At 67.0% G+C, this 17250-nt stretch carries 16 protein-coding genes; 4 read left to right on the top strand and 12 right to left on the bottom strand.

Translation table 11 applies throughout. The features are described 5' to 3' along the window. Positions 1-93: 93 nt before the first annotated feature. From nirB to AX284_RS04395, 3 genes are all read left to right on the top strand, one after another. Entirely contained in the window at positions 94-2643 is a 2550-nt protein-coding gene (gene nirB, locus AX284_RS04405) for a nitrite reductase large subunit NirB (RefSeq protein WP_068383770.1), read from the top strand. 2 nt (positions 2644-2645) lie between these two features. After that, on the top strand, positions 2646-3002 hold the full coding sequence (gene nirD / locus AX284_RS04400) for a nitrite reductase small subunit NirD (protein WP_068383768.1): 357 nt from the start codon (positions 2646-2648) through the stop codon (positions 3000-3002). A gap of 269 nt (positions 3003-3271) precedes the next feature. Further along, a complete protein-coding gene (locus tag AX284_RS04395) occupies positions 3272-3481 on the top strand; it encodes a hypothetical protein (protein ID WP_068383766.1) in 210 nt (69 codons plus the stop codon). Between the two features lie 4 nt (positions 3482-3485). Here AX284_RS04395 and AX284_RS04390 read toward each other — a convergent pair whose 3' ends face one another. The 5 genes from AX284_RS04390 to AX284_RS04370 form a co-directional block, all read right to left on the bottom strand. Further along, positions 3486-6029 (bottom strand): bifunctional diguanylate cyclase/phosphodiesterase, encoded by a 2544-nt coding sequence (locus AX284_RS04390; RefSeq protein WP_068383764.1) that lies wholly within the window; start codon positions 6027-6029, stop codon positions 3486-3488. A 161-nt stretch (positions 6030-6190) separates the two neighbouring features. Beyond that, a complete protein-coding gene (locus AX284_RS04385) occupies positions 6191-6775 on the bottom strand; it encodes a DUF4136 domain-containing protein (RefSeq protein WP_068383762.1) in 585 nt (194 codons plus the stop codon). Positions 6776-6837: 62 nt separating this feature from the next. Next, positions 6838-7449 carry a DUF4136 domain-containing protein gene (locus AX284_RS04380; protein ID WP_068383761.1) on the bottom strand — a complete coding sequence of 204 codons (612 nt, stop codon included), beginning with the start codon at positions 7447-7449 and terminating at the stop codon, positions 6838-6840. A gap of 46 nt (positions 7450-7495) precedes the next feature. Then, positions 7496-8251 (bottom strand): methyltransferase domain-containing protein, encoded by a 756-nt coding sequence (locus tag AX284_RS04375; protein WP_068383760.1) that lies wholly within the window; start codon positions 8249-8251, stop codon positions 7496-7498. Next, a complete protein-coding gene (locus AX284_RS04370) occupies positions 8248-8553 on the bottom strand; it encodes a nucleotide pyrophosphohydrolase (protein WP_017642406.1) in 306 nt (101 codons plus the stop codon). Before AX284_RS04370 ends, AX284_RS04375 begins: the two co-directional genes overlap by 4 nt. Positions 8554-8697: 144 nt before the next feature. Here AX284_RS04370 and AX284_RS04365 point away from each other — a divergent pair, with 144 nt between their 5' ends. Continuing rightward, positions 8698-9816 (top strand): hypothetical protein, encoded by a 1119-nt coding sequence (locus AX284_RS04365; RefSeq protein WP_068383759.1) that lies wholly within the window; start codon positions 8698-8700, stop codon positions 9814-9816. Between the two features lie 246 nt (positions 9817-10062). Here AX284_RS04365 and AX284_RS04360 read toward each other — a convergent pair whose 3' ends face one another. The 7 genes from AX284_RS04360 to AX284_RS04330 form a co-directional block, all read right to left on the bottom strand. Then, positions 10063-10533, bottom strand: a complete 471-nt coding sequence (locus AX284_RS04360) for a helix-turn-helix domain-containing protein (protein ID WP_017642404.1) — start codon at positions 10531-10533, stop codon at positions 10063-10065. Between the two features lie 354 nt (positions 10534-10887). Beyond that, positions 10888-11307: a GNAT family acetyltransferase gene (locus tag AX284_RS04355; RefSeq protein ID WP_017642403.1), complete on the bottom strand. Its 420-nt coding sequence runs from the start codon at positions 11305-11307 to the stop codon at positions 10888-10890. Positions 11308-11413: 106 nt separating this feature from the next. Further along, on the bottom strand, positions 11414-12439 hold the full coding sequence (locus AX284_RS04350; RefSeq protein ID WP_017642402.1) for a peptide ABC transporter ATP-binding protein: 1026 nt from the start codon (positions 12437-12439) through the stop codon (positions 11414-11416). Continuing rightward, complete coding sequence (locus AX284_RS04345; RefSeq protein ID WP_068383758.1) at positions 12426-13457, bottom strand: ABC transporter ATP-binding protein; 1032 nt, start codon at positions 13455-13457, stop codon at positions 12426-12428. The genes AX284_RS04350 and AX284_RS04345 overlap by 14 nt, the downstream gene beginning before the upstream one ends. Further along, entirely contained in the window at positions 13454-14365 is a 912-nt protein-coding gene (locus AX284_RS04340; protein ID WP_068383754.1) for an ABC transporter permease subunit, read from the bottom strand. The genes AX284_RS04345 and AX284_RS04340 overlap by 4 nt, the downstream gene beginning before the upstream one ends. Before the next feature lie 22 nt (positions 14366-14387). Next, complete coding sequence (locus AX284_RS04335) at positions 14388-15398, bottom strand: ABC transporter permease subunit (RefSeq protein WP_017642399.1); 1011 nt, start codon at positions 15396-15398, stop codon at positions 14388-14390. A 360-nt stretch (positions 15399-15758) separates the two neighbouring features. Next, positions 15759-17177: an OprD family outer membrane porin gene (locus tag AX284_RS04330; RefSeq protein WP_068383753.1), complete on the bottom strand. Its 1419-nt coding sequence runs from the start codon at positions 17175-17177 to the stop codon at positions 15759-15761. Positions 17178-17250: the final 73 nt, after the last annotated feature.

The raw sequence follows: 17250 nt of genomic DNA, 5'->3' as shown, positions 1-17250 counted from the left end.
GAACAGGCAAAGGCGCCTGAGACCGCAAGGTTTCAGGCGCCTTTTTATTTGCCGCGACTCAACCTGATTGGCCTCGGCCGGGGGATAGCCTCCATGAACAGCATCGTGACCCGCAAAGAACGCCTGATCGTCGTCGGCAACGGCATGGTCGGCCATCACCTCGTCGAGCAGCTGCTGGCGGCCGGCGCCCTGGACCACTACGAGATCCACGTCTTCGGCGAAGAGCGTCAGCGCGCCTACGACCGGGTGCATCTCTCGGAATACTTCGCCGGCCGTGACGCCGAATCCCTGGCGATGAGCGCAGCCGACCTCTATGCCGTGCCCGGCCTGGTGCTGCACCTGGGCTGCGCGGTGACCGGCATCGACCGCGAACAGCGTGAGGTGCTGACCCCTGAAGGCGCCTTTGGCTACGACCGCCTGGTACTGGCCACCGGCTCCTATCCCTTCGTGCCGCCCATCGAGGGCGCCGAAGGCGACTCACGCCTGGTCTATCGCACCCTGGACGACCTGGACACCATCCGCCTGGCCGCCGCCAAGGCGCGCCGCGGCGTAGTGGTGGGGGGCGGCCTGCTCGGCCTGGAAGCGGCCAATGCGTTGAAATCCCTGGGCCTGGAAGCCCATGTGGTGGAATTCGCCCCGCGCTTGATGCCGGTGCAGCTGGACGACCTGGGCGGTGCCGCCCTGCGCCAGCGCATCGAAGACCTGGGCGTGGGCGTGCACCTGTCCAAGGCCACCCAGAACATCACCGCCGGCAGCGAGTACCGCTACCGCATGAACTTCGCTGGCGAGGATTTCCTCGAGACCGACCTGATCCTGTTTTCCGCTGGCATCCGTCCCCAGGACGCCCTGGCCCGCAGCTGCGGCCTGGAGCTCGGCCCTCGCGGCGGGGTGGCGGTGGACAACGGCTGCCTGACCAGCGATCCCTTCATCCATGCCATCGGCGAGTGCGCCGCCTGGAATGGCAGCGTCTTCGGCCTGGTCGCGCCGGGCTACCAGATGGCGCGCCTGGTGGCCGCCACCCTCTGCCACGGCCAGAGCACGCCCTTCACCGGCGCCGACATGTCCACCAAGCTCAAGCTGCTGGGCGTGGACGTGGGCTCTATCGGCGACGCCCATGGCGCCACCCCCGGCGCGCGTAGCTATCGCTACATCGACGAAGCCAGCGCCAGCTATCGCCGCCTGGTGGTCTCCGCCGACGGCAAGCACGTGCTCGGCGCCGTGCTGGTGGGCGACAACAGCTACTACGACACCCTGCTGCAATACGCCCAGAACGGCATCCCGCTGCCCCAGGATCCCGCCAGCCTGATCATGCCGGTGGGCGAGGGCGCCCCGACCCTGGGCGCCGATGCCCTGCCGGCCACCGCCACCCTCTGCTCTTGCCACAACGTCACCAAGGGCGCGGTCTGCGCCGCCATCGACGCCGGCTGCACCGATCTCGCCGGCATCAAGAGCTGCACCAAGGCCGCCACTGGTTGCGGTGGCTGCGCGGCGCTGGTCAAGCAGGTCTTCGAGCACGAGCTGATCGCCCGGGGCGTCGAGGTCGACAAGAGCCTTTGCGAACACTTCGACCACACGCGCCAGGAGCTCTATCACCTGGTACGGGTGGAAGGCATCCAGAGCTTCGACGAGCTACTGGCGCGTCACGGTCGCGGCCACCATGGCTGCGACATCTGCAAGCCGGCGGTGGCCAACGTCCTGGCCTCCTGCTGGAACGCGCCCATCACCGATCCGCACCTGGTGCCGCTGCAGGACACCAACGACACCTTCATGGCCAACATGCAGAAGAACGGCACCTATTCGGTGGTGCCACGCATTCCGGGTGGCGAGATCAGCCCGGAAGGCCTGATCGCCATCGGCCAGGTGGCGAAGAAGTACGACCTCTACACCAAGATCACCGGCGGCCAGCGCATCGATCTCTTCGGCGCCCAGCTGCACGAATTGCCGGACATCTGGGGCGAGCTGATCGCCGCCGGCTTCGAGACCGGCCATGCCTACGGCAAGTCGACCCGCACGGTGAAAAGCTGCGTCGGCAGCACCTGGTGCCGCTACGGGGTGCAGGACAGCGTCAAGATGGCGCTGGACATCGAGCACCGCTACAAGGGCCTGCGCGCGCCGCACAAGCTCAAGTTCGCCGTCAGCGGCTGCACCCGCGAGTGCGCCGAGGCCCAGAGCAAGGACATCGGCGTGATCGCCACCGAGAACGGCTGGAATCTCTATGTCTGCGGCAACGGCGGCATGCGTCCGCGGCATGCCGAGCTGTTCGCCACCGACCTGGATGACGAGACTCTGATCCGCTACATCGACCGGCTGCTGATGTTCTACATCCGCACCGCCGACCGCCTGCAGCGCACCTCGGTGTGGCGCGAGTCGCTGGAGGGCGGGCTGGACTACCTCAAGCAGGTGATCATCGAAGACAGCCTGGGCCTGGGTGCCGAGCTGGAAGCCCAGATGCAGCTGGTGGTGGATCGCTACGAATGCGAATGGGCCAATGCCCTGAACGATCCCGACAAGCTCAAGCGCTTCCGGACCTTCGTCAACCAGCGCGGCAACGACCCGGACATCCACTTCGTCAAGGAGCGCGGCCAGCGCCGGCCGGCGCGTCACCACGAACTTCAGCTCATCGCCGTCACCGAGGAGGCTTGACCATGACCCAGACCAATACCGCTCGCGCCCTGGAGCCCCGCTGGCAACCCCTGTGCCACTTGACCGATCTGGTGCCCCAGTCCGGTGTGGTGGCCCTGTACGAGGGCGAGCAGGTGGCGCTGTTCTATCTGCCCGAGACCGAGCAGAAGGTCTTCGCCGTGGGCAATCGCGATCCCAAGTCCGGCGCCAATGTCATCGGCCGCGGCATCGTCGGCCAACTGGGCCAGGACCTGGTGATCGCCTCGCCGCTGTACAAGCAGCATTTCCGCCTGGCGGACGGTGGCTGCATGGAATACCCCGAGCAGGCGCTGCCCACCTGGGCGGTACGGCTGAACGGGGAACGGGTGGAGATCGCCTGAGGCTTTCGCGTCTGGCCTTCTCTCACCCCACTCTTCTCCCGGAGGGAGAGGGGGCGGTATGGCGTGGCGCGGAACTCGCGTAGCCTGGACAACGGCGCAGCCCTGCCCGGGTGATCACCGCGCCTAGGCGGCTGACTGTTGCACCCACCGTAGTGCAGCGTTGCGCGATAGGTGCGGGTCCAGGCAGGCGAAAACTCCCGGTCGGGGCGATACTCAAGGAGCGGGGACGCTGTCTGCCGATCCTGGCAGTCGCCCTGCGGGAGGTCATCATGCGCCTGACAAGAACAATTCGCTCCGCGCTGTTCATCGCCCTGCTGCTGGCCCTGGCCGCCATCGCCCTGCTGGAAGGCTGGCGCGCGCAACCGGTGGGAGAACCCGCCTTGCGCGCCGATCCGGTCTGTAGCCACGGCTATGCGCCCTATGGCTGCTATCCGGTACCGGCCCGTGGCGGCGACCTGGGGTGGCTGGAGCGACTCTAGGTCCTCACCCAGCCCTTAGGTCAGTATCCAGCAGCGCCGCCAGTTCGCGGTCGGACAGGGCGTGGCCGAACAGCGGGCCCTGGACTTCGGCGCAGTGCTGCGCCTTTAGCCAGGCCAACTGGCCTGATGTCTCGACGCCCGTCGCTGCCACCCGGAGTCCCAGGGTGCGTCCCAGGCCGATCAGCGCCTGGGCGATGGCGGCATCGGCCTGCCGCTGGTCCAGGCGGGCGATGAGCTGGCTATCGAGGCTGATGCCCTCCAGCAGGGGCTGGCGTAGTGCATCGAGGGCGCCGAGGCCTTTGCCGAAATCGGCCAGGCTCAGGCGTACGCCCAGGGCCTTGAGCGCCTGGAGTTGAGGGAGCGGCGGATCACCGTCTGCCCGCAGCAGCGCCTCGGGCAGTTGCAGCTCCAGGCGTTCCGCTGCCAGGCCACTGGTCTGCAAGGCCTGGGCGACTGCCTCCACCAGAGCCTTGGCATCGTCGAACTGGCGAGGCGACACCCCGATGACCAGCCGCAGCGGCGCGGGCCAGGCCGCTGCGGCGCGGCAGGCGCTATCCAACAGCCAGAGCCCCAAGGGAGCGCTGAGTCCGGTCTCTTCGGCCAGGGCCAGGAACGCCTCTGGCGGTAACGTTCCGCGTATCGGGTGGGCCCAGTGCAACTGGGCTTCGACACCACTCAGGGTGCCGTCTGCCGTGCGCCGGCGGGGCAGGTAGGCCAGGCGCACCTGGTCGCGCGCCAGGGCCTGGCGCAGTTCCTGTTCCAGGTCACGACGCTGGCTGAGCTGGGCGTCCATGGCCGGTGCATGAAAGCACCAGCCGTTGCGGCCCGCGGCCTTGGCCTGGTAGAGCGCGATATCGGCCAGGCGCAGCAATTCCTCGACCTGGTCGGCCTGGCCCGGCGCCTGGGCGATGCCGATGCTGGTCCCGACGCTGACGGTCTGCTCTTCCAGCAGGATCGGCCGGGCGATGGCGGTTACCAGCCGGGCACAGATCTGGTCGACCGTCGTGGCATCCAGGTGACCGAGCAGCACCACGATGAATTCATCGCCGCCCAGCCGCGCCACCAGGCCGCCGGGCCTCAGGCTGGCTTGCAGACGACGGGCGATTTCCTGCAGCACCCGATCACCGGCGGCGTGGCCGAGGCTGTCGTTGATCGGTTTGAAGCGATCCAGGTCCAGACTGAGCAGGGTGAGCGGCGTGCTGGGTTGCGCCAGTTGAGCGGCCAGGTAGTGCTGCAACTGCAACCGGTTGGCCAGGCCGGTCAGGCTGTCGTGTTGCGACAGATGCTCGATTTCGGCCTGGGCGTTGACCGCGGCGGTGATGTCACTGGCGGTTCCACGAAAACCCGCACCCTGGGGCAAGGGGCGGGCGGTGATTTCGCAGACCCGGGAATGGCCGAGACGGTCACGATAATGACAGCGCAGCACCTGCCGCTCGTCGAGGTGTCGAGCGTTGTCCAGGAGCCAGTCAGCCAGCCTGGTCGTCTCGGTGCTGAACAGTTCCGCGAGTGGCCGACCGAGCCAGCTGCCAGGCGCATGCCCGGTGATGCGGGCGAAGCGTTCGGACAGATAGGCGATGCGGCCTTCGGCATCGCTTTCCCAGAGCCAGTCGGAGGCCGCCTCGGCGAGCTCGCGAAAGCGGCGTTCGCTGCGACTCAGCTCCGTCTGGCTGGCGACAAGGGCATCGAACTGCTGGTCGAGCTGCCGGGCCGAATTCAGCGCATGGCGGATCAGCAGCGCCAGCACCAGGCCGAGCAACAGCACCCCTGCCAGGAACACCGGTAGCGTCCGGCGCAGCAACTGGGCGCCGGGCCGTGGAGGTTGCCAGTTGAGCAACAGCGGTGAATCCAGCGGGCGCAGGGATTCATGATCGGGCAGAGGCAACCGGGAGGCCTGCAGCGTCGGCAGCCCGTAGGTGTCGCTGAGATGAGCCAGGGTCGCGGGGTCGAGCACATTGACAAACAGCATCACCGAGGGCACGCCGGCGCCCGGCGTGACGCCATAGCTCGCGCCCGGCGTGATGGTGGCAGCGGCGACCAGCGCAGGGACGCCGCCGACACTCAGGATCCGCACCAGGCTTTCGGTTTCTCCAGGTCGCTTGCGAGTCGCCGCCAGCAGGGCAGTGAGATCCCCTTCCAGCCATTGCGCGGCCGTGCGCTCCGTTGGCTGGCCGTCGATCACGGCATAGACGGTACGGTCCTGGGGATCCAGCACGAAGACGCCGTTGTAGCCATAGAGCTCATAGGGAATGTCGCCAACGTTACGCTCCTCGTCGGCCCAGAAGCGATCGACCTTCAGGTGCAGGTGCTTGTAGGCCTCGCCCCACTTGGCATAGTTGATGATGTTATGGCCGATCTCGTTTTCCACCTGCTCCAGGGTGCGGGTGATATAGGTCCGCGCCCGCTGCTGGACATCGGCGTCCTGGCTGGAGGCGGTCTTGATCAGCAGGTAGCAGCCGATGCCGAGCAGGATCGGCAGGGCGCAAATGACCGGAAACAGGCGCAGCAACAGGGCGTGGCTGCGACGGGTGGCGATGGGGGTTGACGACATGAGGGACCTGGGCGGCGTTGGACGACGGTCAGGTTTCCTGCGCGGTGGCCAAAGACGGCGCGAGGAATATCTGGCCAGGTGCCATTATCGGCGACTGGCTAACAGACGTCTGCTCATCATCGGACCAGGGGCAGCGCTGAGCTGCCCGGACGGTCGACCGCTCAAGGACGCGGCGGATAGCCGATCAGCAGTTCGTTGATCAGGCGGCCAAAGCCGGCACTGCGTTGGGCGGGCGTGGCGTTCTGGTCGTCCAGCAGCCGTTCTTCGCTGGCACGCCAGACCAGCTTGCCATCGCGGCCGTCGAGCATGTCGAGCTGCACCGTCATCACCGGGTAGGTGACGGTCTGGGTGCGCACATAGCTCGGTCCCCAGGGGCCCGGGCTCCAGGCGGAGCCCCAGGGGCCACCCCAGCCCGGACCCCAGTAGGGGTCGGCATAGCTGTAGCTCTGCTGGCGCTGATCGAGGATCACATAGAGCTTGATCCTGAGGTCTGGCCGCGTGCCTGTCGCGGCGGGGCGCAGCCCACGCTGGTCGAGGCCGCCGCTGACCGAGTCGCGCAGGCGCTGCTCGGTAAGATCGCTGCGCACCCGGGGATCGTTGGGGCGGTATTCGATGGCTGGATCGGCCCAGCTCCAGCTGCGATAGGCGGCGAAGTCGCGGCTGGCGTCATAGTCCAGATTGCGCGGGCCGCGTTCGGCGCAGGCCGTCAGCAGGAGGACCGCAAGCAGCAGGAGGCAACGTTTCATGGGCGATCTTCGGCGGTGAGGGTAGTAGTCTGCTTGGACTGGCTTGAGGGCCACTTATCCCCTCAGCTCGGCGGATAGTTGGCCAGCAGGCGGCGGGTGGTGTCTCTCAGGGTGCGTGCGCGTTCGCCGCTGTTGCCGCCAGTGGCCTGCTCGGCGGCCGAATGCCAGAGCACGCGCCCCGTGGCGGGATCGAGCAATTCCACCTCCAGCACATCGACCACAAAGGTCCGGGTGCGGGTCCGCGCCTGGCCGACCGTGGCGCCATAGCCGGGGCCATAGCCATAGGGCCCGTAGCCGCCGTAGCCGTAGCTGGTGTCGTAGTAGTCGGTGTACTGCTCGCTGCGCTGCTGCTGGGTGAGGCGGGCACGCACCTGAAGATCGGCGCGGGCACCGCCGATGGCCGGTCGCAAGCCGCGCTGGTCGAGGCCATCGGCCACCGCCTGCTGCACGGTCTGGCCATCCAGGCCACCGCTGACCACCGCGGCACCCGGTGCCCAACTCCAGGTGCGATAGCGACTCCAGTCGCGGGGCGCTGGCGGATAGGCCGCCGGATCCTGCTGCGGCAGTACCGGCACCGCGGCCTCCGGGAGGCTGCCGGCGACATAGGGATTGGGCGTCTGGCAACCGGCCAGGGCGAGCAGCGCGAGCGACAGGCAGAGCAGGGGGCGACGCATGACCGTTCCTCGAAGGAATGCTGGCCAGAGCATACCGCGCCCGGCGTTATCCTGCCTTAGCTTGGCAGAGCCAATGCAGATAGCGCCCCAGGCCCGCGAAAGCCGGGTGCCGCCGGTGGGCCAACTCCATGGCCACCAGCTCCTCGCCGTTGGCGCGAGCCTGGAACTCCGGCGGCATGTAGTCGTGAAAGACCCGTACGCCGCTGCGCGCCTGGATCCGCCAGTCCGGCGCCAGCCAGGCCTCGACTTCGCGCGGATCGAGGGGCCGTTGCGGGGTGAGGCCCCGTTGGCCGGCGCCCGCGTAATCGCCCTGCCTGAGTTTGCGGAAATGCCCCTTGAGAAGATTGCGATAGATCAGGGCGTCGCGGTTGTAGAAGGCCAGGGACAGCCAGCCGTTCGGGGCCAGGCAGCGCTCTAGCGTCGGCAGGATCGCCGTAGGCGTCTCCAGCCATTCCAGCACTGCGTGGCAGAGCACCAGGTCGAAGGGCTCGGCGAAGGCGGGCAACTCCTGCCAGGGCAATGCCAGCCAATCGGCGCCGAGTCCGGCCGCGGCAAAGGCCTCCTGGGCGCCGGCGAGCATGGGCGCCGACGGCTCGGCCAGGGTCACGGCATGGCCCTGCTGGGCCAGCCAGAGACTCATGTGGCCCAGGCCGGCACCGATGTCCAGCACCCGCAGGGGACGCCCGGGCAGTACCTCGGCGAGATCCGCCTGCAGCACCGCCAGGCGGATGGCGCCCTTGGTGCCGCCATAGATGTTGGCGGCGAAACGGGTGGCGCGGTCGTCGAAGAAGGTATCGCTCACGGCAGGAAGCGCCTCTCGTTGTCGGCCAGCTTGGCCAGCACTGCCTGTTCCACGTCCAGCTCCAGTTCGCTGCCCAGTTGCAGCAGATAGAGCAGCACGTCGGCGATTTCCTGGCCGGCGTGTTCGCGCTCGGCGGCGCTCAGCTCGCGGGCCTCGGCATCGCTTTTCCACTGGAAGATCTCCACCAGCTCGGCCATCTCGACGCTGGCCGCCATCGCCAGATTCTTGGGGTTGTGATAGCGCCGCCAGGCGTTGGCATCGCGGATGGCGTGCAGGCGGGTGAGCAGGGCAGGAAGGTCCATGGGCGTCCAGGGATTGGCAAAACGTCATTGTCCCATGGCGGGACCAGGGCGCGTCAGTGTCTTGTCCGCTGGTCTCTGCGCGACAGTCCGGCGCTACTGCTCTACTCTGGGCCCATCACCGATACGCTGGCCGCTGGAGCCCTGATGAAATTTCGCCTGTCCGGACCGTTGCTGACCCTGCTGATGATCACCAACGCCGCCCATGCCGAAAAGCTGCTGCTGGAAGGCACTCTCGGCCAGTCCCGGGTGGTGGTGGAGGTCGATCCCACCGCCAATGACGAAGCCTCTGGCCGCTACTTCTATGACCGCTATCGCCGAGATCTGCGCCTGAGCGGTCCGGTGCAATCGGGCGACCAGCTCAGGCTGGAGGAGGGTGCGCCCTGGCAGGACGGCCCCAAGGCCAGCTGGTCGCTGACGCGCGGCAAGGGCGGTCGCTGGAGCGGTACCTGGAGCGGTGCCGGCAAGACCTTGCCGCTCGCCCTGGCGCCGCTGCAGCTGGAACAGTCCGCGGCGGCGGATCGCTATCGCCAGACACTGCGCCAGGACGATCCCTACGAATTCCGCCGCCTGCAGGGGCTGACCCTGGAGCAGGGTGAGCGCCAGACCTTCATGGGCCGTGAGCTGCATTGGTGGCGCGAGCCGGTGTCGGGCATGCGGCTGTTCACCGTGGCGGGCGCCAGCGAGGCGGCCAATGCCGTGCTGCGTGACCGGCTCTGGGCGGAGGTAGACGCCCATCTGAGCTGCATCGGCCCTGATGGCGAGCACAGCCTGCAGGTGACTCCGCAACTGCTCAGCGAGCGGGTGCTCAGCGTCAATCTGTTCAGCCAATACAGCTGCAGCGGCGCGGCCCATCCGGATTTCGGCAGCGCGCCCCTGACCCTGGATCTGCAGACCGGCCAGGAGCTGGCGCTGGAGGATTTCCTCTGGCTGGGCCACGGCCAGCCGGTTCGTCCGCAGCCGGAGGATCGCTATTCCCAGGCCCTGGCGGACTATCGGGAAAAGACCCTGGCGCCCTGGGTGGTGCGGTTGTTCACCCGGCTGTATCCGGAGCTGATGCAGGCGCCGGCCGACGGTGATGGCTGCGACTATCGCAGCGCCGACGTCTGGCAATTCGCGCCCTGGTACCTGACGCCCAAGGGCCTCTATCTCGGCCCGACCTTCTTCCGCGCCGCCCGCAACTGCGACGAACCCGGTGGCACCCTGGTGCCCTACGCCGAGGTCCGCAAGCACCCAGGGCCATTGGTGGACCTGTTGCCCCGCTGACGTAGGTTGGCGCTGAGCGCAGCGAAGCCCAACGCTCCTCTACCCGGCGCGGACATGTCGGGTTTCGACGCTGGAACCGTCTCGGCCCAACCTACGGCGGTTTGATGACACACCCGTAGGTTGGCGCTGAGCGCAGCGAAGCCCAACGGCGCCGCCTGCCCCGAAGGTCTGGCTGCCCAGTAGCAGCGCCATGACCAGCTAGGCGGTTCAGCTGCGCCTAACGCTGGTACCGATCGGTGGCCTTTCCTACTTCCGCAAGAGCTTTTGCAGCCGGGCGTGCTGCCAGAGGGCGATCCTGTCGCGCAGGAAGAAGGTCTGGATGCCACGACCCAGCAACAGAATTCCCCAGATGGCGGCGACCCACAGGGACCAGTGGCTCTCAGGCGAGGTCGCGCGATTGAGCACATAGAGAAAGACACAGATGACCAGGCCGCGCAGCACCTGCCAATAGAAGCCGATCTCGGCGGCGACCTGTTCACGGGCATTCGCGATTCGCTCGTCTGCAGCGGATCCCACTGCTTGAGTGGCTTGCCCTGTCAGGTCGGCAACGCTGATTTCCAGAACGGCAGCCAGGGCGCTCAGGGTCTCCAGACTGGCCTGCTCGCCATTTTCGATGCGTTGCACCGTACGGGTGCTGATGCCCGCGAGTTCAGCCAGCTGCTCTTGCGACCACGCTCGGGCCAGGCGGTGTTCCTTGATCTTGTTAGGCAGTTGCATCTCGGTTTCTCCAGCGGTGGTGGACGAGCAAAAGCCTAGCCGCAGGGCCTTCTGTCCGACACGACGACAACCCGACAGCAGCCTGACAGCGAGGTGACAGGGACCTGACGGCCTCGCTGACAGGGAAGGCGGAAGCCCGTCTCCTCACAGGGTCTTCCCTGTCCATCCACTCTACACCGGCTACACGCGGTGAAAACCGTCCAGGGATTTCCACAGCAGGTTCGACTCCGCGGGGGTAAGGCTGCGCCGTTACCTCCGCTACGGACGCTATCGGTCCGTAGCGTGGAAAGCCGCTGGGCGTTTTCCACTGGGCGTTGAGTATCGCCAGCGGACAGGGCTTCGCCGCCTTCCACCCTAATCGTCGGCGATCAGCCGCTTGCCCAGGGTGATGACCTCGGCTTCCACATAACCCAAGGCCGTATAGAAGCCGATGATCGCCGCATTGTCCCGCCGCACCATCAGCTGCAGCTTGGGGCAGCCGCGTTCGCTCAGCAGCTGTTCGGCAGTCGCCACCAGCCGCCGGGCGTGGCCACGCCGCTGATGCTCCGGTGCCACCGCCAGGTAGTAGAGCCAGCCGCGATGGCCATCGGTGCCGACCATGACGCTGGCCATGAGGGTGCCGTCCACCTCGCCCACCAGGAACAACTCGGGTTGCTCGGCAAGCTTGCGCTGGATGTCACGGTAGGGATCGTTCCAGGGGCGAGTCATATCACAGGCCTGCCAGAGGCTGACCAGGGCATCGGTGTCGGCGGACTGGAAGGGGCGGATGTGCATGGGGCGGGATCTCCATCGCGGCCATGGCGGTGCGCCGTAGCGACCGCTCCTACAGGTTACGGTACACCCTGTAGGAGCGGCCCATGGCCGCGATCAGCTTTTCCAGCTAGAGAAAGTTCTCCGCATAGTGGCAGGCCACCTGGCGGGCTTCCACGTTGCGCAACGCCGGGACCTCGGTCTTGCACTTCTCCGTCGCATAGGGGCAACGACGGTGGAAGACGCAACCGGGTGGCGGATCCAGCGGATTGGGCAGTTCGCCCTGGATGCGGATGCGCGGCTTGCTCGGATCCGGGTGCAGACTCGGGGTGGCCGACAGCAGCATCTGGGTATAGGGATGCAGGGGCCGCTCGAACAGCAGGTCGCGACTGGTCTTTTCGACGATGCAGCCCAGGTACATCACCATCACCTCGTCGGCGATATGGCGCACCACCGAGAGGTTGTGGGAGATGAACACATAGGCGGTCCGGTACTGCTGCTGCAGATCCATGAACAGATTGAGCACCTGCGCCTGGATGGAAACGTCCAGCGCCGAGGTCGGCTCGTCCGCCACCAGCACCTTGGGCTGCAGCATCATGGCGCGGGCCACGGCGATACGCTGGCGCTGGCCACCGGAGAACATGTGCGGATAGCGCTGGTAGTGCTCCGGACGCAGGCCCACCTGCTGCATCATCGCCTGCACCTTCTCGCGTCTTTCGCTGCGGGACAGGCTAGTGTTGATCTGCAGCGGTTCGGCCAGCTGGTCGCCGATCTTGCGCCGCGGATTGAGCGAGGCGTAGGGGTTCTGGAACACCATCTGCACCTCGCGGCGCAGTTCCTTGCGGCGGGCGGCGTCGGCGTTGGCCACGTCCTGGCCGCCGATGACCAGGCTGCCGGCGGTGGGCTGCTCGATCAGGGTCAGGGCACGGGCCAGGGTCGACTTGCCGCAACCGGACTCACCCACCACGGCCAGGGTGCGCCCGGCCTGCAGGTCGAAGGAGACGCCGTTGAGCGCCTTGACCGTGGCATTGTCCTTGAACAGCCCGCGGGAGATTTGATAGTGCTGGGTCAGGCCCTTGGCTTCGAGCACGAGGTGCTCGGGCGCCTGCTCCGCAGGGGTGGAGCGGGCGAGGACGGTGGCTTCAGACGGCGCCATGGCGATCCTCCGGCAACTGGCTGGGACGTTGATGTTCGGGCAGCACATCGGGCACCTCGCCGGGCGCTACGTTGCGCGGGAAGAAGCAGCGCACCGCCCCGCGATCGTAGGGCTCCAGCGCCGGGCGCTCCTGGCAGCGCGGCTGCACATAGGGGCAGCGCGGGCTGAGCAGGCAGCCGGCCGGCCGGTCGTAGCGACCGGGGACGATGCCGGGCAGGGTGTGCAGGCGGTCGGTCTGGCTGTGTTCGGGAATGGCCGCCAGCAGAGCTTCGGTGTAGGGATGGGCGGGGGCGTCGAACAGCGTCGGCACCACGCCTTTCTCCACCGCCTGACCGGCATACATCACCACCACGCGCTGGGCGGTCTCGGCCACCACGGCGAGGTCGTGGGTGATGAGGATCAGGCCCATGCCCTCGTCGCGCTGCAGATTGACCAGCAGCTCCATGATCTGCGCCTGGATGGTCACGTCCAAGGCGGTGGTGGGTTCGTCGGCGATGAGCAGGCGCGGCTCGGCGGCGATGGCCATGGCGATGGCGACGCGCTGGCTCATGCCCCCGGACAGCTGGTGCGGATAGGCGCCGAGGCGACTGGCCGCGGCCGGGATCTCGACCTTTTCCAGCAATTCCAGGGCGCGCTGGCGAGCGGCGCGACCCTTGAGGCCCAGGTGCTGGCGGATCACCTCTTCCAGCTGGAAGCCCACGGTGTAGCTGGGGTTGAGCGCCGTCATCGGGTCCTGGAAGACCATCGACAGCTCCTTGCCTATCAGGTGCCGCCGGCGGCGGCCCTTGAGGCTGAGCAGGTCCTGGCCGTCGAAGGCCAGGCGGTCGGCGGTGATGCGGCCGGGGTGATCGATCAGGCCCATCACGGCCATCATGGTCACCGACTTGCCGGAGCCGGATTCGCCGACGATGGCGACGATCTCGCCCTGATCCACGGTGAGATCGAGGCCTTCCACCACCGGCGGGGCGTCGGTGCCACCGAAGCGCACCGAGAGGTTCTGGATTTCGAGGAGGCTCATGACTGCACCTTCAGACGCGGATCGAGGGCATCGCGCAGGCCGTCGCCCATCAGGTTGATGGCCAGCACGGTGAAGAGGATGGCGAGACCCGGCAGGGTCACCACCCACCAGGCGCGCTCGATGTAGTCGCGGGCCGAGGCCAACATGGTGCCCCACTCGGGCGTGGGCGGCTGCACGCCGAGGCCGAGGAAGCCCAGGGCGGCGGCATCGAGGATCGCCGAGGAAAAGCTCAGGGTGGCCTGGACGATCAGCGGCGCCATGCAGTTGGGCAGCACGCTGACGAACATCAGGCGCAGGGTGCCGGCGCCGGCCAGTCGCGAGGCGGTGACGTAGTCGCGATGCAGTTCGCCCATCACCGCGGCGCGGGTCAGGCGGACATAGGAGGGCAGCGAGACGATGGCGATGGCCACCACGGTGTTGATCAGGCCTGGGCCGAGGATGGCGACGATGGCCACGGCCAGCAGCAGCGAGGGCAGCGCCAGCATGATGTCCATCAGGCGCATGATCACCGGACCGGCGCGGTTGGGCGAGAAGCCGGCGACCAGCCCAAGCAGGATGCCGGGGATCAGCGAGAAGACCACCGAGGCCAGGCCGATCAGCAGCGACAGCCGGGCGCCGTGGATCAGTCGGCTGAGCAGGTCACGCCCCAGCTCGTCGGTGCCCAGCGGGAACTGGCTGTTGCCACCGTCCAGCCACAGCGGCGGGGTGAGCATGAAGTCGCGGAACTGCTCGCTGGGCGCATGGGGTGCGACCCAGGGCGCGAAGAGCGCGCAGAACACCACGATGGCCATGAAGACCAGCCCACCGAGGGCGCCCTTGTTGCGGGCGAAGGCGTGCCAGAACTCCTTGAAGGGAGAGGGATAGAGGGCGCTCGGGTCTTGAGCGGCCGGGGTGTTTACCGTTGTCATAGGCTCTGTCCGTATGGGCGCATCAACGCTGGTGGCGGATGCGCGGATTGACCAGGCCGTAGAGGATGTCCACGACGAAATTGACCAGGATGACCAGGGTGGCGATCAGCAGGATGCCGTTCTGCACCACTGGGTAGTCCCGGGCGCCGATGGCCTCGATCAGCCACTTGCCGATGCCGGGCCAGGAAAAGATGGTCTCGGTGAGCACCGCGCCGGAGAGCAGGCTGCCGACCTGCAGGCCGAGCACCGTCAACACCGGGATCAGGGCATTGCGCAGGGCGTGGACGAAGACCACTCGGCCTGGCGACAGACCCTTGGCGCGAGCGGTGCGCACATAGTCCTCACGCAGGACCTCGAGCATGGCCGAGCGGGTCATGCGGGCGATTACCGCCAGGGGAATGGTGCCCACCACGATGGCCGGCAGGATCAGGTGCTTGAGGGCATCGACGAAGGCGCCGGGCTCATCGGAGAGCAGGGTGTCGATGAGCATGAAGCCGGTGCGCGGCGGAATGTCGTAGAGCAGGTCCAGGCGACCGGAGACCGGGGTCCAGCCGAGTTGCACCGAGAACAGCATGATCAGCAGCAGGCCCCACCAGAAGATCGGCATCGAATAGCCGGTCAGGGCCACGCCCATCACCCCGTGGTCCACCGTGGAGCCGCGCCTGAGGGCGGCGATGATGCCGGCCAGCACGCCGAAGACCGTGGCGAACAGCATGGCCGCCACCGAGAGTTCCAGGGTGGCCGGGAACAGGGTCAGGAATTCGTCCCAGACCCCGACGCGACTGCGTAGGGATTCGCCGAGGTTGCCCTGGGCGAGATTGCCGATGTAGTCGAAATACTGCTGGTACAGGGGCTTGTCGAGGCCCAGGCGGTGCATGGCTTCGGCGTGCATCTGCGGATCGACGCGGCGTTCGCCCATCATGACTTCCACCGGATCGCCGGGGATGAGGCGGATCAGGGCGAAGGTCAGCAGGGTGACGCCAAAGAACGTCGGTATCAGCAGCCCGAAGCGACGGGCGATGAAGGCGAGCATCGGAGGGGGTATCTCCTCTTGAGGCTGATCAAGACGGCGCGAGTACATGCCCGGCCGCGTTTTTAAGTGAGAGCCCGCGCAAAAGCTAAAGAGCTTTTGCTCTGACTCTCAGACCTTGTGGGTCTGGATTCATCCCTGAAGGGACCATCCTGGTCCGTACCGAACGCCACCTGCGGGCAGCAGGCTCGTTCGATCCTACGAGTAGGTTCGAAGAGCGCTCTGGGCCAGCGCTCCAAACCCGGCAGACTACCACGTTGCCACGGGCGTCGATATCCTCGACATGGCCGGGGCTTCGCCGGTGTTCGCGACGCGATCCCCGCCAGATGCCGGGCGCCGCGAGAAATCTGCCGGGCATGGCCGTCACAGCAGGTTGAACGGCAGGGTGGAGACCAGGCGCAGCTCCTTGACGTTGCCGTCGACCTGATTCTGGCTGGCGCGGTGATCGGTCAGCAGCAGGCGGAAGCGGCTGTCCTTGAGCGTGCCCTGTTGCACCTTGTAGGTGGTGACCAGGCCGATCTCGCGGTGCTTCTCGCCATCCTGCTGCAGGACTTCCGCATAGTTGGCGTACTTGCCGGCGCCGGCGTCGTAGTGGGTACCGTCGATGTCCCAGCCCTTGGCGTACCAGACGCCGGTGCTCAGACCGGGCACACCGAAGTAGCTCCAGTCGGTCTCGTAGCGGATCTGCAGCGACTTCTCGTTGGGGCCGTTGTAGTCCGAGACCAGGGAGTTGGCCAGGTAGATGGCCGCGGTCTCGTGGGCGTAGTCGAAGTACTCGTTGCCGTCGATCTGCTGGTAGGCCAGGGTCAGGCTGTGGGCTTGGTGGCTGCCGGTGAATGCCAGGCTCCAGGCGGTATTGTCGATGTCGCCGGCCTTGGCGCTGCCGGCGTCGACGGTGCGATAGGCGTTGGCCACCGCCTTCCAGGCGAAGGTGTCGAGGTTGCCGCCGGCCTGGGTGACGCTCAGGAAGTACTGGTTCCAGACGTCCTCGAAGTTGGCGCCATAGACGCTGACTTCCCAGCCCTGGGGCAGCTTGTAGTTGCCGCCCAGAAAGCTCAGGCGGTCGGCGGTGACCTCGCGGGTACCGTACTCGGTGGTCCACTTCTCGTCGCCGGCGCCGGTCCGCGGGCTGACGCGGGTGAAGCTGCCACCTTGCAGCGAGAGGTTGTCCCATTCATCGCTGGTCAGGGCGAAACCGTCGAAACCAGAGGGGAAGGGCCGGTTGTCGTTGTAGCTGATCACCGGGGTGTCGAGTATGAAACGACCGATCTTGAGCTCGGTGTTGGAGACGCGGAAGCGCGCATCGGCGATGCCCAGCTTGGACCACTCGGCATGACCCTCGCCCTCGGCGTTGGCCAGGGTGCGGTTGCCGCCGCCACCGATCTGGCCCTTGCCGCGCTCCAGGTTGGTGGCCTGGTAGCCGGCCACGTCGATGCCGAAGCCCACCGGACCCTGGGTGTAGCCGGAGCTGTACTTGAGCGCCGTGGCCTGGACCCAGGTATTGCGCGAGTGGGTGCGCACCCGGGTGCCGTTCTTGCTGTAGCTGAAGACCGGATCGGAGCTGGTCTCGCGGGCAAAGAAGTTGCGCGTGGTCAGGGTCAGGCTGTCATCGGCGAAAAAGCCCTTGGCGCCTTCCTGGCCCTTCACCGGCTTCTGCACGTTGGGCAGGGTCTGGACCTCGTTGGCGTAGCTGGGATCTTCCGGCGCCGGGGACTGGGCGTGGGCGGTCAGGGCCAGGGTGAGTAGCGAGAGGGCGAGGCCTCCACGGTGGACGTTGGTCATAGAAGGTGCTCCAAAGCGGTCGTTTTTTCTGTTATCTGGGCGTTTTCCGGCACGACCGAACCCGTCGCGCCGA

It is taken from the genome of Pseudomonas sp. HUK17, assembly GCF_001566765.1.
The sequence above is the reverse complement of the archived record's forward strand: the minus strand, read 5'-3'. Positions and strand labels throughout refer to the sequence as shown.

Coding starts and splice junctions, on each gene's coding strand:
- AX284_RS04365 (WP_068383759.1), top strand. CDS start 8,698: ATGAAATTTCGCCTGTCCGGACCGTTGCTGACCCTGCTGATGATCACC.
- AX284_RS04345 (WP_068383758.1), bottom strand. CDS start 13,457: ATGAGCCTCCTCGAAATCCAGAACCTCTCGGTGCGCTTCGGTGGCACC.
- AX284_RS04360 (WP_017642404.1), bottom strand. CDS start 10,533: ATGCAACTGCCTAACAAGATCAAGGAACACCGCCTGGCCCGAGCGTGG.
- nirD (WP_068383768.1), top strand. CDS start 2,646: ATGACCCAGACCAATACCGCTCGCGCCCTGGAGCCCCGCTGGCAACCC.
- AX284_RS04390 (WP_068383764.1), bottom strand. CDS start 6,029: ATGTCGTCAACCCCCATCGCCACCCGTCGCAGCCACGCCCTGTTGCTG.
- AX284_RS04340 (WP_068383754.1), bottom strand. CDS start 14,365: ATGACAACGGTAAACACCCCGGCCGCTCAAGACCCGAGCGCCCTCTAT.
- AX284_RS04350 (WP_017642402.1), bottom strand. CDS start 12,439: ATGGCGCCGTCTGAAGCCACCGTCCTCGCCCGCTCCACCCCTGCGGAG.
- AX284_RS04395 (WP_068383766.1), top strand. CDS start 3,272: ATGCGCCTGACAAGAACAATTCGCTCCGCGCTGTTCATCGCCCTGCTG.
- AX284_RS04335 (WP_017642399.1), bottom strand. CDS start 15,398: ATGCTCGCCTTCATCGCCCGTCGCTTCGGGCTGCTGATACCGACGTTC.
- AX284_RS04370 (WP_017642406.1), bottom strand. CDS start 8,553: ATGGACCTTCCTGCCCTGCTCACCCGCCTGCACGCCATCCGCGATGCC.
- AX284_RS04330 (WP_068383753.1), bottom strand. CDS start 17,177: ATGACCAACGTCCACCGTGGAGGCCTCGCCCTCTCGCTACTCACCCTG.
- nirB (WP_068383770.1), top strand. CDS start 94: ATGAACAGCATCGTGACCCGCAAAGAACGCCTGATCGTCGTCGGCAAC.
- AX284_RS04355 (WP_017642403.1), bottom strand. CDS start 11,307: ATGCACATCCGCCCCTTCCAGTCCGCCGACACCGATGCCCTGGTCAGC.
- AX284_RS04385 (WP_068383762.1), bottom strand. CDS start 6,775: ATGAAACGTTGCCTCCTGCTGCTTGCGGTCCTCCTGCTGACGGCCTGC.
- AX284_RS04380 (WP_068383761.1), bottom strand. CDS start 7,449: ATGCGTCGCCCCCTGCTCTGCCTGTCGCTCGCGCTGCTCGCCCTGGCC.